The organism is Aliikangiella marina (assembly GCF_007004765.1).
GTDB lineage: Bacteria > Pseudomonadota > Gammaproteobacteria > Enterobacterales > Kangiellaceae > Aliikangiella > Aliikangiella marina.
This window is the reverse complement of record NZ_VIKR01000002.1, coordinates 399,462-413,649: the sequence shown is the minus strand read 5'-3', so window position 1 is coordinate 413,649 and position 14,188 is coordinate 399,462. Positions and strand designations below refer to the sequence as shown.

The following is a 14,188-nucleotide window of genomic DNA, read 5'->3' as shown; positions in this document are numbered from 1 at the left end:
TCAGACTTCTTTTAATGATCCAATAATTTGTTCTTGAAGCTCATAGCTCCCCAAAGCTGAGTGCTTTTAGGAATTTCACTAAAAATTGATTAGAGCTCTATTGACATAACAGTTGTTATCATTCTTATCAAAATTAATCGAAACCGACTTTCCACTTGTAGCCGCAGTCAATACTAGCGAATAAATCTTGTCTCTACCTTCAGGAGAAAGACCACCCTGCCCACTACTGACATAATGATATTTCGGGGTATTAGGATTAGTGCAATCAGGTGCGTCGGATTTGAACGAAATGACAAAGTCACCATTCGCTAAAGGATAAATTCTTTGAATCTCAGCGGAGTGCCAGGTGTTTGCACAAACCGAACTTGAGATAATCATTAGTAGTAAGGTAATAATTTTTTTCATAACGTATTGTCTCTCTAAATTTAAACTGTTGGGGTTCGTATCTCACCCCAACCTACAATTAACTCTTAATTTTTAACTACTGACATGTAAGCAATAGTCGGATAATTCGGTTGTCTGGAAAAGCACGAACCGCTGGTTGTAATTCTCACTTTATTTCCAGCAAAGTAAGCTGCAGTAATCATCGCAAAAGTCGCTTCCCCATTTGCGTCAGCGGTGCGGCGCCACCTTATCGAATTCGACTTACAACTTTCTGGGCCAACTGCTGGGCCTACTATTTCAACAAAACAAGTATCATCATGGTTGTGGCAACCAATGTTGGTAATAGCAACATTACCTGTAGATTGTGCGTGAATTTTGCCCGACGTAAACGCAGTCAATATAAAAAAGATGGCTATTGCTAACTTCTTCATCATTTATCCTCTAACACGGCTTTCCTAATTGAAACTTTCAAAATTGTTGGGGTTCGTACCTCACCTCAACCTACAGATAGTTTTAGTTCTTACTACTTATTCACGCATTGATATATAACCGAAGTCCCACGCGCTACTTCGCACAGCACACGTATTTAAGAAATTTATATGTACTCTCTTGTCTGCCTGCTTGGCGGCTATAGCTATACTTAACGCGGCGTTAAATAAAGGATGATCTTGAGAAATGATTACTCGTCGCACACCACTAGACTGATTGCAAGATTTAGGAAGGCCATCTACATATAGAGACATATAGGCCTTATCATTAACGTTGTAAGTCTCCCAATTATCGGAATGAATATCGATTTTTATAATCTTGCCATCGACAGCACCAGCAGATGCGTTCATTGTCCATAACATACTAAAAACAATTAGAATTATTCTCTTCATCTTTTATCCCCTAAATCAGCTTCCTTAGCTGATACTTCCTAATTTGTTAAGACTCTTAGCTCACCCCAACCAACAAACGGCTGTGATTACCTCGCTAACCAGATTCGGTCTATTTTTAAATAACCGGCATGCACACCGCTCATTTGAACCGTAACTTGCCGATTAGAAGCCTGCGCTGACAATGCTGTTGAATAGAATAACTTGGCGAAATCAGGATTTTCATTTAGTAGGACGGTTGCTGCACTCCTTTGATTAGCTGACAAACCAGCTTTGTCCCACTCACCGTCGTCCATCGCTTCATCAAAGTAAAAGAGAATCAAATTGCCAGAATTGATATAGATTCGCTCAACATACCCTGTATAACGACAATAACCGCCACTCGAACCATGACAGGTAGGCTTTCCCGCAAAGGCATCAGTTGATAGCAACAATACCGATAAGGCAAAAATTAACCTCTTCATCTTTTATCCCCTAAAACAGCTTCCTTAGCTGATACTTCCTATTTTGTTAGAGTTCGTATTTCACCCCAACCTACATACGCAATTCGTTTTATTTTTTACTGTCGCTGGATCTGCAATCTCAACCTGAGCAACAAACGTCATTCATTGACATTTATTCGATTTATTATTGCTGTGTTCAATTAACCAACAATTTCAACGAGGCGATTTTGGCAATTTTTTAACCAGAACCGTTATCACTATTCCGCCAAAAGCTATAACAAATCGGACAATTTGCGTTTTTTTGAACAATATTCACTCAAAAAACCAACAAATTGATTAACATTTAACCGCTTGAATTATTTTTTCGGAGAAACTAAAAAAGAAAAAGAAGACAGTAAAAGTTTAATGTTTCACTGTAATAAAATCCTTTTTTGCGGAAAACTCCATCACTATCAATAACGAGTAAATCGCTACAACACCCCAAATCTCAACCAGAGTTATTGCGAGGCGTATTCTGCCTCAAACGCGTTACGAAAAATAGGAAATTATGCTCATTTTTTCAGCGACCAAGTTAGGCAAAAAGTTATGCGTCGCTTTTTCATACACACCAAAGTTGACAACTGGACACTCAATATACAATTAACCAAACATCGATTAAAAAACCTCCCATTTTCTGACAGGCACTATATGGTCAATCTCCTTACCCCCTTCTGGTCATTCTCTTAAACCAACAAGTTCAACCTAATTTACCCTCAATCAAAGGCTCAAGTTTCAGCCACAAATTCCGGTCAGGCACCATACAGTTCAAATTCTGGCCAAGCACCAAATTCCGGCCAGGCACCATACAGTCAATCTCTTATCTAACCTAACGTCATTCTCTTAAGTCAAAATCCAAATATATCCGATTTGCTCACTTCCAAACTGTGGCCATACTAAAAACAAATCATCAAGGAGGATGAAATGGCAACAAAGCGCAGTGAATTAATCGACCCAGAATCTGCAGGGTACTATCACCTCATTTCTCGGTGCGTTCGCCGCGCATTTTTATGCGGAAAAGATGAAGAGACAGGCAAGTCGTATGAGCACAGAAGGGCTTGGATTGAGAATAGAATACTTGAGTTAGCCAATATTTTTGCTATTGAAGTATATAGCTACGCCGTTATGCATAATCATTATCACTTTGTGATTTATTCCGACCCTCAAGGTCCCAATCAATGGACAGACTTTGAGGTCGCTGACCGCTGGCTGAAACTGTTTTCAGGAAAACTAGATAATCCAAGATTTAAACTTCAACGAACGTTGAGGTTGCAAGCAATAATTCAAGATAGGCAATTAATTGAAGAATATCGATATCGTTTAGGCTCAGTTTCGTGGTTGATGAAATGCCTCAATGAGCCGATTGCAAAACGATGCAACCTTGAAGACTTTGTGAAAGGTCACTTTTGGGAGTCCCGCTTTACTTCCCAAGCTTTACTGGATGAAGCAGCCGCCTTAACTTGTATGACTTATGTAGATTTAAATCCGATAAGAGCTGGAGTAACTGACGAACTACAGTCCAGTGAGTTCACTAGCATTCAAAAGCGCGTAGCACAACTAAATGTAGATCAGCTTGAACAAGCAGTTGACGCTATCGCAGGAAAAATCAAATCACGTACTATGAACTTAAAGCTCAAAGACTACATCGAGTTAGTTGAATGGACCGGTAAAAACATTAACCACCCCGGGAAAGCTACTATGCCGCATGGAGTTTTGTTAACTGTTAGCGGTCTCAACTTAAGTGAAGATAATTGGCTTCAACAGCTCATTTCTTTGGAAAAGAATTATCATAGGGCTATTGGACCAATGCAATTAATAACGGCTTACTTAAAGAGATTCAAAAAGCATTGGATAAAAGGCATTTCGAGTATTAGAACACTATATATTGAACCTACCTAAAAACTTCCACGCTCTTCTTATTTGTAATAGCAATTATTTTTGCACAAGAAAGAATTTCTAGCCCCTTAAATTCAAAGAAATTTTATTTTTTAGGACAACTCTCTTAAGTTTCTTCGTCAACTACAGACAATCAAAATCAAATACACAACTTTCAAAGTCAATATCTCAAGCGACTGTGAGTAAAAAACCAAATTGTGCCTGTCTGGTTTTACAGTCTCTGGTTTTACAGCTTAGTGTTGTTTAATCATAAATAATCGACGGCTTTAAACGTTTGGAACTTAAGTTAATCAGCATTGATCTGAATCTCTATATTTTCGATCTGACTTATGATTAAATCTTTTTTAAATGACTTAAAAGGAGACAGGCACATTATGGCAAGTTTTAATATCGGGGAGTTAACACAAAGCGAAAACGAAGCGCTGCTCGGATTGCTAATAGTATTGTATCGTCAGGATATGAAAATCACTATGGGTGAGCAGGATGCATTTAATGCTATTAGCGAGCAAATGAATTGGACCAGTGGTACTTCACTCGATAATTACTTGATGGAACTTCGAGCAAAAGTCAGAGATGGGGATAAGCAAGCCCTGGTATCAGAGTTTATGAGTAATCTTTCAGGACGAAGTGAAGTCAATGTTATCGCTCAAAAAATGGCTGAGTCGGATGGAAGTGTCAGTGCTGGTGAGCAACAGATTTTAGACTTAATCAAAGATCTGTCTAAACAGTCATAATGTTTGACTTAACGACCGTCGTTACTACCGTAAGGCCGCAAATCTCAGGAATAAACATCGCAGTTCAACAAGCAATAACGATTAACGTTAGTTGCAGAATGTGTGATGGGGGTAAATGGTGGGCCCTCCCCGACTTGAACGGGGGACCTGCCGATTATGAGTCGGATGCTCTAACCAACTGAGCTAAGGGCCCATTTTGAACTTAATTTGAACCTAAATACATACCTCAGTAGAAGCTAACTGAAGAGCCTTCTTCTAGCGGGTATATCTAGAGGAGACGGAGTTTACGGAAAATTGCCCGACCATTCAACCGTAAATCGTTAATCCTTGAGAAAAAATACGACATCATTATCAATAACTTGTAGCTTCCAGCCCCTTCGGCCACCAATCCATTCAAATGTGGGCACTGAATAAAACGCGATATGCGTCGGATCATTTTTGTAATGCCAGCGTGAAAACGCATTTTTATCAATCACTCGTTTAGTCATAATTGCAAGAATGCCGCCGGAATTTAAAATTTTATCTATTAAATTCAATATCTTAAAAGGTTCAGCCAAATGTTCAATAACTTCTGTCATTGTCACAAAGTCAAAGCGTTTTTCTAGCTGGCGAACGTCGGGATAGTAATAAATATCATAATTACAGACCTTAAATCCGTGTCGCTCAGCCATCACTGAAATCGCCGGACCGGGTCCACAGCCGAAGTCGAGTCCTGTGGCACCTTGAGGTAATTGGTTGAAAAGTGGCTCAGTTGTTCGCGACAAGAATTTTTGATAGCCGGCATCTTGTGGGTCATTTTGATGGCGGTCATACTCGGCCTTCTCTGCTTGGGCGTCCAGATGAAAACACTGGGGGACGAAGACCAAATGGCAGCACTTGCACTGTAAATAGACTCTTTTGCGGTCCTCATGATAGAAATCATGGTCGTCATTTAAACATAAAGGGCAACTATTTGAGTCAAACTGATCGGCAGACAAAATTCACTCCTATCATCGATATCTCAGCTATAATTATGAGCAAGCCGATAAAACCTTAACCCCCGAAGTACGTGCCTTTATGAGCAACGCCGAAGCGTCAATTCAAAAAAGACTCGCTGAGTATAAAGCAAACCCAATTCAGCCACTAGAATTGGCGTCAATAAAGGAAAACTTTCAGTCCGAGGATTGCTCGGTTAATTCTTTCAAGAAAATCTATCGGCGAGACCCGATATTTTGCTACACGCTCATCAGCGAAGCCAATAAAGCCACTCAACAGAAGGTCAGTAGCCCCTTTGCGGCAGATCACGCAATGAGCACTCTTGGATTGAGCGCAGCTGCGGGTATTTTCAAGAATTCCAAAGTTCCCAATACGCGTCCACCAATGGAGGTTCGTTTCTCATTAGCGACCAGCCTCTTAGCCGCTGAACTCGCCAATAACCTTTGTCAAATGCATCGTGCTTGCACTCAAGCGTATTGGACGAGTCTTTGCTATTTGTTCCCTGAAACCATGCTTTGGCACCTAGCACCAAAGGAAATGTGGCGAATTTATTATCGCCAGCTGACCAATCCTAAACAAATGGGTGAGTATGAAAAGTCTTTGCTGGGATTCAATTTGTACCGGTGGCGTATTGCCGTCGCAAAAGAGTTGCAACTGAGCGAGCAAAATCAAATTTTATTTGAAAAACGTTTACCGAATAAGCCGAAGGAACTTTTGCTCTATGCCCGAGACGGTTTCGATGAAACTAAAACACCATCCTTGAAGGATTGGGATCGTTACGAAGGTTGGTTGATTGTAATGGCCAACAAGCTGGCTCGCTCAATATTATTGCCGTGGCATAACAATAGCTATCGGCACACTTTTCATCTAATTCATCAGCTTGCTGGCTGCGATACCAATAAATTACGAAAGAGCATACAAGATGCGGTACGTACAGCGAGTATAAACTTTCAAGGTAGTCGGCTGCCTAATCCAGGGGCTAACTTTATCATGCTGAAAACGAAACCCGCTTTCCCAGGCTGGTTACTCAGCAAACCGAAAGCCCAGGTTGCCAAACGGCCGGTGCGTGCAAAACCTCAAAAAGCGCAACCCGTCAAAACCGCAGCACAAATGAAAGCAGGAGAAAAACCGGTAGCGAGCCCAGCTTTGGATAATAAACCGAAACCACCGATTAATAGCAAAGTCATTTCGCCGACAGCCATCAAAAATGCGATACAAAAAATTGTAGCCGAGCCTGATAGCTTTGAGACATCATCTGATTTAATCCAATTCACTTTAAGAACGTTAATCGACGAACTTAAACTCGACAGGGTTTCATTTATGGTGGTTGACTACAGCGCGAGTAAAGTCGTCTGCCGAGCAGCTTTAAATGCCAAAAATAGAACGGCAATTAAACCAGAGTTCGAATTTAAACAACCGACTCCGCTCATCAAATTTATTGAGCGTCAAACTTTTATGCTTTTGAGCAGAAAAGCGCATCAAAATATCTGGGCTAAACTTCCAATCGCAGTTCAAAAGGATCAGGTCTCGCAGTTTGTATTGTGTTCACTAAAACCCGGTAAAAGAGTTAACGCACTCGTTTACGCAGATACCGACGATGTCAGTGTTTTGTCGCCGCAGCGTTTGGGTATAATCAAAAAAATGTTGTTAGGATTAAATAAAGCGCTGGCCGATAGAAATGCCAAACGGGCAGAAAAAGGGCCTGCGAAAAAAGCGCAAGCCCGATAATCTTTATGTTTCTAGACTGGAGCGCCCGGTCGTTAAAAAAAACCGGAAGCTTTCTTACGCCCCATAACTTAACACTAGCTGATAGATACTTGTATCTTGCTACTAGTTAATAATAATACTTATCACCAGTTAATAATCACCAATTACTTATTGTGATTTACTCGTTGCTAGCTGATTGCACTGCAGTCGGTGTTCTCTTATTTGGCACTAAAGACTTAACACTATTCCATAGCCCGAATATCCATCTTTTTTGATCCTCGAGGATTAAATACAGCGCCGGAACCAATAACAAAGTGATAACGGTTGCAAACATAATTCCAAACCCAAGCGCTATAGCCATCGGAATAATAATTTGCGCTTGCAAGCTAGTTTCAAACATAATTGGCAACAACCCAAAAAATGTTGTCAACGAGGTCAGCATGATAGCGCGGAAACGTTGTGTACCCGCTTGCAATACGGCATCTCTGAGACGCATGCCTTCTCTTCGGCCTCGATTAACAAAATCCACCATTATCAGACTGTCATTGACTACAACGCCCATTAATGCCACGACGCCAAACATAGACATCATGTTGAAACTCTTACCGAATACCAAATGACCAACGATGACTCCCGTCAGACCAAATGGGATAACAATCATCACCATAAACGGTTGGATGTAAGACTTTAAAGGGATCGCAATCAGGATATAGATGATCGCTAGCGCAATTAGCATTGACTGTTTAATTTCGTCAGCCATGTCGCCAACTTCTTTACTTTGACCACTCAACTCAGAAGAGACACCCGGATATTTTTTTACTAAACCTGGTATAAACTCTTGGTTGATTTCCGAAGTCACCATATGCGATTGAACTTTTTCGGGGTTAAAGTCCGCTAAGACTGAAACAGCGCGTTTACTATCTTCTCGCTGAATCGCTGAAACTCCCTCTTCCATCTTAAATTCGGCAACCGAGGTAAATGGTACCCATTGTCCTTGAGGTGTACGTATTCGCATATTTTCTAAATTCGAAATCGAAGTACGCTCTTCTTTTGGAAAACGGACCATGACTTTAATTTCATCTTTACCGCGTTGTATTCGCTGTGCTTCCTCACCGTAAAATGCTTGACGAACTTGTCTACCTAAATCCGACAGGGTGATGCCAAGCGTCTCAGCACTCGGTTTTAACGCCAGTTTTATTTCTTGGTTACCAGCACTATTAGTGGTACGAATGTCATAAATTCCATCGTACTCGGCTAGTTTATTTTGTAACTCTTTAGAAGCCCGTTCTAAATTTTCATAGTTCGCACCAACGAGCCTAAAACTAATTGCTGAGTCACCACCGGCTCCGGCAGAAGACATAAAACGGAGTTCCTTGACGCCGGCAACTTCGCCGACTTCTTCACGCCATGCTCGTTCAAATGCGATAGAGTCCACCAAGCGAGTTTCACCTTTGGTGAGTTCAACCAGCATCGCACCGCCAGTATCTCCTTGAGTCCAAGACAAGGAATGCATCGCCAACGATTCACCATTGTTTTGCTCCGCCAAACGGGCGTCTACTTTATCAATCGCGTTTTCCATCCGTTCAATTAGTTTGTCTCTTGCAGTAATTGGAGAGCCGTCATTTAACGTAAATCGCGCTTGAATCATATCGCCGGGAATACTCGGAAACGGCTCTACTTTGATCAAGCCAGAGAAAAGTAAACCAATTGAAACAAGCAAAACGGTTATAAACGTTACTAACGTTAAATACCGGTGTACGATCACTTTTTCTAAAAAGGGTTTGTAAACATCACTCGCAAAATTTTCCATCCCCACGCGTGTCGCATGTTGTAATTTGCCAAACCAACCAACCTTGCTTTCATCATAAGTCTCATACTTCATATGCGCTAAATGCGCAGGCAGAATCCACTTTGACTCGACAAGCGAAAAGATCAAACACAGAATTACCACCACTGCGATTGCTTCAAAGAAAGGCGCAAACATAAATTCCAAGGTCAATAAAGGCGCAAAAGCTGCGATAGTGGTAAGAACACCAAATGTCGCTGGTACCGCGACTCGTTTAGCGCCTTTGATCACGTTTTCTTTGGAATGGCCATTTTTCTTAATTTCAGTGTAGACACTCTCCCCGATGATAATAGCATCATCGACCACTATCCCCAGTACCAGGATTAACCCAAATAAACTCAAGAAGTTAATGTTGGTTGAGATTGGACCGATTTTGTCCATAAATAAAAACGCACCGAAGAAACAAATTGGAATGCCAACTAAAACCCAAAGCGCAACTTTGAAACGTAGAAATAAAGACAACAAAATAAAAACTAAAACAATCCCCATGAGCATGTTGTCAAACATCATGTCGAGACGCTGCTGTAAATAGGAAGCACCATCTCCCCAAAGCTCAATCTGAGCGCCTTCTGGAAGGGTCTTATTTTTCTCTTCGATGTAGGCACGAACGGCTTGAGAAATTTCGATATCGTTTTGCTCGCCAACCGATTTAACTTGAATTACCGTTGCTCGCTTGCCGTTGAATCTCGCATACCCGTCGGACTCTACAAATCCATCGTTAATCGTCGCAATATCACCTAAACGCAAACGAGTACCATCAGCATTAGTGCGCAGTACTAAATCAGAGAACTCGATTTCAGAATAGGCTTGTCCAACGGTACGCAAACGAATGTCGCCGCCCTCAGTTTTAATTTGACCGCCGGGCAAATCCACAGAGAACTGACGAATCTTATTAGCGATCTCGCTCATAGTTAAGCCATAAGCACGCAACTCGGCATCGGAAATTTCAACTGATATTTCATACTCACGACTTCCCATGATATCCGCCTGATTAACTTCAGGGAGAGTCATGATATCGTTCCTAACTTCCTTCGCTATAGACTGCCTCGTTCGTTGGTCCATATCACCATAGACACTCAGCCAGACCACTCCTTGGGAAAACTCGACTTTAGAAATAACCGGCTTCTCCGTTTCCCCTGGAAAAGTTGCAATTGAATCAACTTTGATTTTTATTTCGTTAACGGCATCATCTAGATCAACATCATTAAACAACACTGCGGTAACCGTGCCCATACCTTCGCGCGCAGTGGCGGTTGTGCGCTTAACGCCTTTTACATCTTGAATAGCCTCTTCAATTTTAATGACAACGCCTTGCTCAACTTCTTCAGGCGCCGCACCTAGATAGGGAACCGAGATGTTCACCATATTCAATTGAATATCAGGCTGCATCCGCTTGGTCATACTTTGATATGAGAATAAGCCGCCGAGAATGATGAAAATCATCAACAAATTCGCGGCAACGGGATTGTACGTAAACCAAGCTATTAAGCCTTTTTCTCTTGGTATATTTTCACTCATGATTCGTTTCGCTCAATGATTTAAATTAACAACAAGAATTAAGGCTGTTGCGCATATTCTTCTTCAGTTTGTTCAAGTTCTTCTGCCGGTTCAGGCTCCGGGTCACCGGCGACACGCAAAGACATCCCTTGAACTGGCGACTCGATTGAAGTCATTAAGACTCTGTCTCCGTCATTTAATCCGCTACGAACATAAACGGCATCTGCCTCAGAGCGAATAACTTCTAGCTCTCTGGTGTAAAGTTTATTTTCTTTATCACTCACTAAAACTTGAGTTAGATCTTTAAACACTTCACGTGGCAATTTAATTAGGTTATCTTCTTGCTTACCACTAATTACCGCAGTCACGAAAGTTCCGATTTTAAGGGGCGCCGGATTGGCTGTTGATTCAAGTACTGAATAAGGATCGGAAATTCGGGCGACGGCATAATGCACTCGGCTCTGATCATCAACGACTCCCTCCATTCGCACAAGCTTTGCTTGCCAGCGAGTCTCTTGACCAGCATAGTCTGCAACCAGTGTCACATTTGAACTAGCTGTTTGAGCTTCAGTTCCCCACTCGGGTACATTGATAAAAGCAAGTTCTTGGTCCGTCAGCGGTAAGCGAACTTCTGCATAATCAATGGCAAAAGTTGTACCCAACTGGGTACCCGTCGCGACAAACTGTCCGACATCGACTTGTTTCATTTTGACCATACCGTCGTAGGGCGCACGAATAGTCGTCCTGGCTAACTTCTGCTGCGCTTTTTTAAGATCGGCTTCTGCTGACTGCATGTTCGCTTTAGCTTCCAGTAGAAAAGGTTCACGTAACGCTAAGATCGGCGCGTTTTCGCGAGAGCGTCCCGTAAGGTCCCATTCTTTGCGGGCTTGCTCTGCTTTGGCTTTCTCTTGTGCATATTGCGCTTTCTGACTGGCGAGACGGGCTTTTGCCTGCTCAACCCCTACTTCGTAATCCGTTGGATCAATTTGTAGTAAAACTTCGCCTTTTTGGAAATATCCCCCCGCAACAAACTTATCCGACAGACTATCAACGACGCCAGCCACTTCGGACACTAAGACGGTTTCAGTTCTCGGTTTAACCACGCCGTGAGCTTTAACTTCAAATGTCACCGATTGCGCACTGGGTAAGACGACTTCGACGAGAGGAGATGAATTTTCAACAGGTTTCTTAGGTGGCTTAGGACGAGCAGCCATTAATAATACAATAACAGCAATGCCAGCAAAGAAGATCCCAAACCCTATTGCTACCGACTTTCCGCGACTCATAATTACCCCACTTCAATTAGAGTTATCGCTTTCGGGCCCCCCGGCGCCGAAAACACATTTTTTTCGATACGTTATTGTGCCTCAAGCACCCTTTGCAATACTGTTTCTAAAATGTAAATAACGCGTTCAGATGTAAAGAAATGTGCATTTCTTGCAAAATCACACCTTATCGCGCTGAATTTACAACCAAAAGTCACTGTTTAGTCCACCTGCGGGTTATTTAACCGGTTGGATATGGCTAGAAAGTTACTGAGAAACAGACAGTTAGCACCCATTCATTGCTCTAATACGAGAATACTCGAATTTAGATTAAGTTTAGTGCGTTTTGGTGATTATTCTTGCTGAAGTTCGAAATGATTGCCGCAATAGGGACAGTCCGCGCTGCCATCAGACTCAATGTCCAAATAAACCCGCGGATGAAGATTCCAGTGAGCTTGATCTTTTGGCGGGCAACACACTGGTATATCAGCGTTTGTTACTAAGATCGTTGGCTTAGTCACTTGTTCTTGTTGTTCAGACATTGCACGCTCCCTCCGTCGATACGACTAGTTTAACGGATAACTGAACTTTAGCCAAAAAATCTCGTAAGCGCTAAAAAGAGACAAAGCCAACCTTTAAAAAAGGCCATATAGCTTTCAGCAATATGGGCGCACCAAATTTGATCTCTATTTTTGCCTCATTTTTTCCTGATTTAAAAAATTAGCCCCAAATCTGTGCAAACCTTCTGAAAAACACGGCTTATTTCCTGGCACGCAAATTGAAAAAGTCACAATGAAAAATACAAAACGCAAACAACTTTAATTGAATAAATCAAAAAATTAGCGAAAGGGGAGATTGAGCATGTATTGGTTAACCGCAATCGTTCGGCCATTTAAGTTAAGTGACGTATACGAGCGTCTCCTAAGTGATGGCGTTGGAGGCATGACCGTCACAGAAGTCAAAGGATTCGGCAACCAAAGAGCTGATACAGAAATTTATCGTGGGAATGCATACACCAGCCGCTTTGTACCAAAAGTAAAAATAGAGCTAGCGGTGAGTGAGAAGGATCTAGAGCGCGTTGTCGAGAGTATCGTCGAGTCGAGCCAAACTGGAAGCCCAGGTGACGGCAAGATCTTCGTCTACAAACTCGAACAAGCACTCAGAATCAGAACTGGCGAAGTTGATTTGGAAGCAATCTAACCGCGCCACTTTTACCAATAAAAAGAACACTGCTTCAGTCGGTGAAAATAAATTAGAGAGATAACACAATGGAAACAACAAACTATCTGTTTAACACACTATTTCTGCTTTTTTCGGGTGCTCTGGTCATGTGGATGGCCGCGGGCTTTTCGATGCTCGAAGCAGGCTTAGTCCGAAGTAAAAATACAACTGAGATTTTAACCAAAAACATTTTACTCTATGCCCTTGCATGTATTTGCTACATGATTATCGGCTTCGACATCATGTACCAAAGTAATACCACAGGAGGCTGGCTACCGAGCATCGGTTTTGGAATCGATGCAACCGCGGAAGGCGCTTCACAATCCAGCAAAGTCGACTTTTTCTTCCAAGTCGTTTTCGTCGCTACCGCCATGTCGATTGTATCGGGTGCCGTCGCTGAAAGGATGAAGCTATCCAGCTTTTTAATCTTCACTATTTTCTTAACTGCCGTTATTTATCCAGTCGAGGGCTACTGGACTTGGGGAGCGGGGTTCCTTGGTGCTAGCGAAGAAGATGGTGGCCTCGGTTTCAGCGATTTTGCGGGTTCAGGCATTGTCCATATGGCCGGCGCAATGGCCGCTTTAGCTGGTGTAATTTTGCTTGGACCACGTAAAGGACGTTATACCGAAAAGGGTGTGAAACCTGTTCCTGGAGCCAACATGCCATTAGTGACATTGGGGATGTTTATCTTGTGGTTTGGCTGGTTAGGCTTTAACGGGGGCTCTCAATTAAGCTTCACGGGTGTTGAAGATGCTGATGCTGTTGCAAGTGTTTTTGTTAATACCAATGCCGCCGCAGCAGCGGGTGCTATCGCAGCATACTTATTGAGTTTAATCATCTATGGTAAAGCCGACTTGACCCTCATCGTTAATGGGGCTCTCGCCGGTCTAGTTACCATTACTGCGGCGCCTGACTCGCCGACGCCGATGCAAGCGGCACTATTTGGAGTGGTTGGTTCAGCGGCAGCATTCTTCTCAATCAAATTCCTCGATCAAATGAAAATTGATGATCCAGTCGGTGCAATTTCAGTCCATGGTACCGCTGGTTTGGTTGGCTTGTTACTTGTTCCAGTCACCAAAGACGTATCCATTGGCACTCAATTAATTGGCGCCGGCGTCATTGCGGCATGGGTGTTTGGTGTCAGCTTTATCGTGTGGTTTGCACTTAAGAAAATTGTTGGTATTCGAATCAGCGAACAAGACGAATATCTTGGTGCCGATATCACTGAATGTGGCTTGGAAGCCTACCCAGAGTTTATCGCTGGTCGCACAACTAACGTTATCTAACGGTTAATGAGATCTAATAA

General features: G+C 42.4%; 13 protein-coding genes and 1 tRNA gene. 5 read left to right on the top strand and 9 right to left on the bottom strand.

All coding sequences use genetic code 11. The features are described from left to right. Nucleotides 1–78 precede the first annotated feature (78 nt). The 4 genes from FLL45_RS08110 to FLL45_RS08095 form a co-directional block, all read right to left on the bottom strand. A complete protein-coding gene (locus FLL45_RS08110; protein ID WP_210247141.1) occupies nt 79–405 on the bottom strand; it encodes a hypothetical protein in 327 nt (108 codons plus the stop codon). Between the two features lie 65 nt (nt 406–470). After that, complete coding sequence (locus FLL45_RS08105; RefSeq protein ID WP_142941532.1) at nt 471–818, bottom strand: hypothetical protein; 348 nt, start codon at nt 816–818, stop codon at nt 471–473. Nucleotides 819–911: 93 nt separating this feature from the next. Continuing rightward, the gene (locus tag FLL45_RS08100; protein WP_142941531.1) at nt 912–1,265 is read right to left on the bottom strand and encodes a hypothetical protein; all 354 of its coding nucleotides are present in this window, start codon (nt 1,263–1,265) and stop codon (nt 912–914) included. Between the two features lie 86 nt (nt 1,266–1,351). Further along, nucleotides 1,352–1,726, bottom strand: coding sequence for a hypothetical protein (locus FLL45_RS08095; protein WP_142941530.1), 375 nt, complete (start codon nt 1,724–1,726; stop codon nt 1,352–1,354). A 939-nt stretch (nt 1,727–2,665) separates the two neighbouring features. Between FLL45_RS08095 and FLL45_RS08090 the strand changes: the two genes are divergently transcribed. Both FLL45_RS08090 and FLL45_RS08085 read left to right on the top strand, forming a co-directional pair. Further along, nucleotides 2,666–3,640, top strand: coding sequence for a transposase (locus FLL45_RS08090; protein WP_142941529.1), 975 nt, complete (start codon nt 2,666–2,668; stop codon nt 3,638–3,640). Between the two features lie 371 nt (nt 3,641–4,011). Beyond that, a complete protein-coding gene (locus FLL45_RS08085; RefSeq protein ID WP_142941528.1) occupies nt 4,012–4,371 on the top strand; it encodes a hypothetical protein in 360 nt (119 codons plus the stop codon). 116 nt (nt 4,372–4,487) lie between these two features. Here FLL45_RS08085 and FLL45_RS08080 read toward each other — a convergent pair. Next, a tRNA-Ile gene (locus tag FLL45_RS08080) sits at nt 4,488–4,564 on the bottom strand. 127 nt (nt 4,565–4,691) lie between these two features. Then, on the bottom strand, nt 4,692–5,348 hold the full coding sequence (locus tag FLL45_RS08075) for a class I SAM-dependent methyltransferase (RefSeq protein WP_142941527.1): 657 nt from the start codon (nt 5,346–5,348) through the stop codon (nt 4,692–4,694). Nucleotides 5,349–5,427: 79 nt separating this feature from the next. On the opposite strand from FLL45_RS08075, the gene FLL45_RS08070 reads away from it, so the two are divergent. Then, complete coding sequence (locus FLL45_RS08070; RefSeq protein WP_142941526.1) at nt 5,428–7,074, top strand: hypothetical protein; 1,647 nt, start codon at nt 5,428–5,430, stop codon at nt 7,072–7,074. A 157-nt stretch (nt 7,075–7,231) separates the two neighbouring features. Here FLL45_RS08070 and FLL45_RS08065 read toward each other — a convergent pair whose 3' ends face one another. The 3 genes from FLL45_RS08065 to FLL45_RS08055 form a co-directional block, all read right to left on the bottom strand. Then, nucleotides 7,232–10,417 carry an efflux RND transporter permease subunit gene (locus FLL45_RS08065; RefSeq protein WP_142941525.1) on the bottom strand — a complete coding sequence of 1,062 codons (3,186 nt, stop codon included), beginning with the start codon at nt 10,415–10,417 and terminating at the stop codon, nt 7,232–7,234. Nucleotides 10,418–10,455: 38 nt separating this feature from the next. Beyond that, nucleotides 10,456–11,682: an efflux RND transporter periplasmic adaptor subunit gene (locus tag FLL45_RS08060; protein WP_142941524.1), complete on the bottom strand. Its 1,227-nt coding sequence runs from the start codon at nt 11,680–11,682 to the stop codon at nt 10,456–10,458. A gap of 332 nt (nt 11,683–12,014) precedes the next feature. Beyond that, complete coding sequence (locus tag FLL45_RS08055; RefSeq protein WP_142941523.1) at nt 12,015–12,203, bottom strand: zinc-finger domain-containing protein; 189 nt, start codon at nt 12,201–12,203, stop codon at nt 12,015–12,017. Nucleotides 12,204–12,522: 319 nt separating this feature from the next. On the opposite strand from FLL45_RS08055, the gene FLL45_RS08050 reads away from it, so the two are divergent. Beyond that, nucleotides 12,523–12,861, top strand: a complete 339-nt coding sequence (locus FLL45_RS08050; protein ID WP_142941522.1) for a P-II family nitrogen regulator — start codon at nt 12,523–12,525, stop codon at nt 12,859–12,861. 68 nt (nt 12,862–12,929) lie between these two features. After that, nucleotides 12,930–14,168 (top strand): ammonium transporter, encoded by a 1,239-nt coding sequence (gene amt, locus FLL45_RS08045; RefSeq protein WP_142941521.1) that lies wholly within the window; start codon nt 12,930–12,932, stop codon nt 14,166–14,168. Nucleotides 14,169–14,188 lie beyond the last annotated feature (20 nt).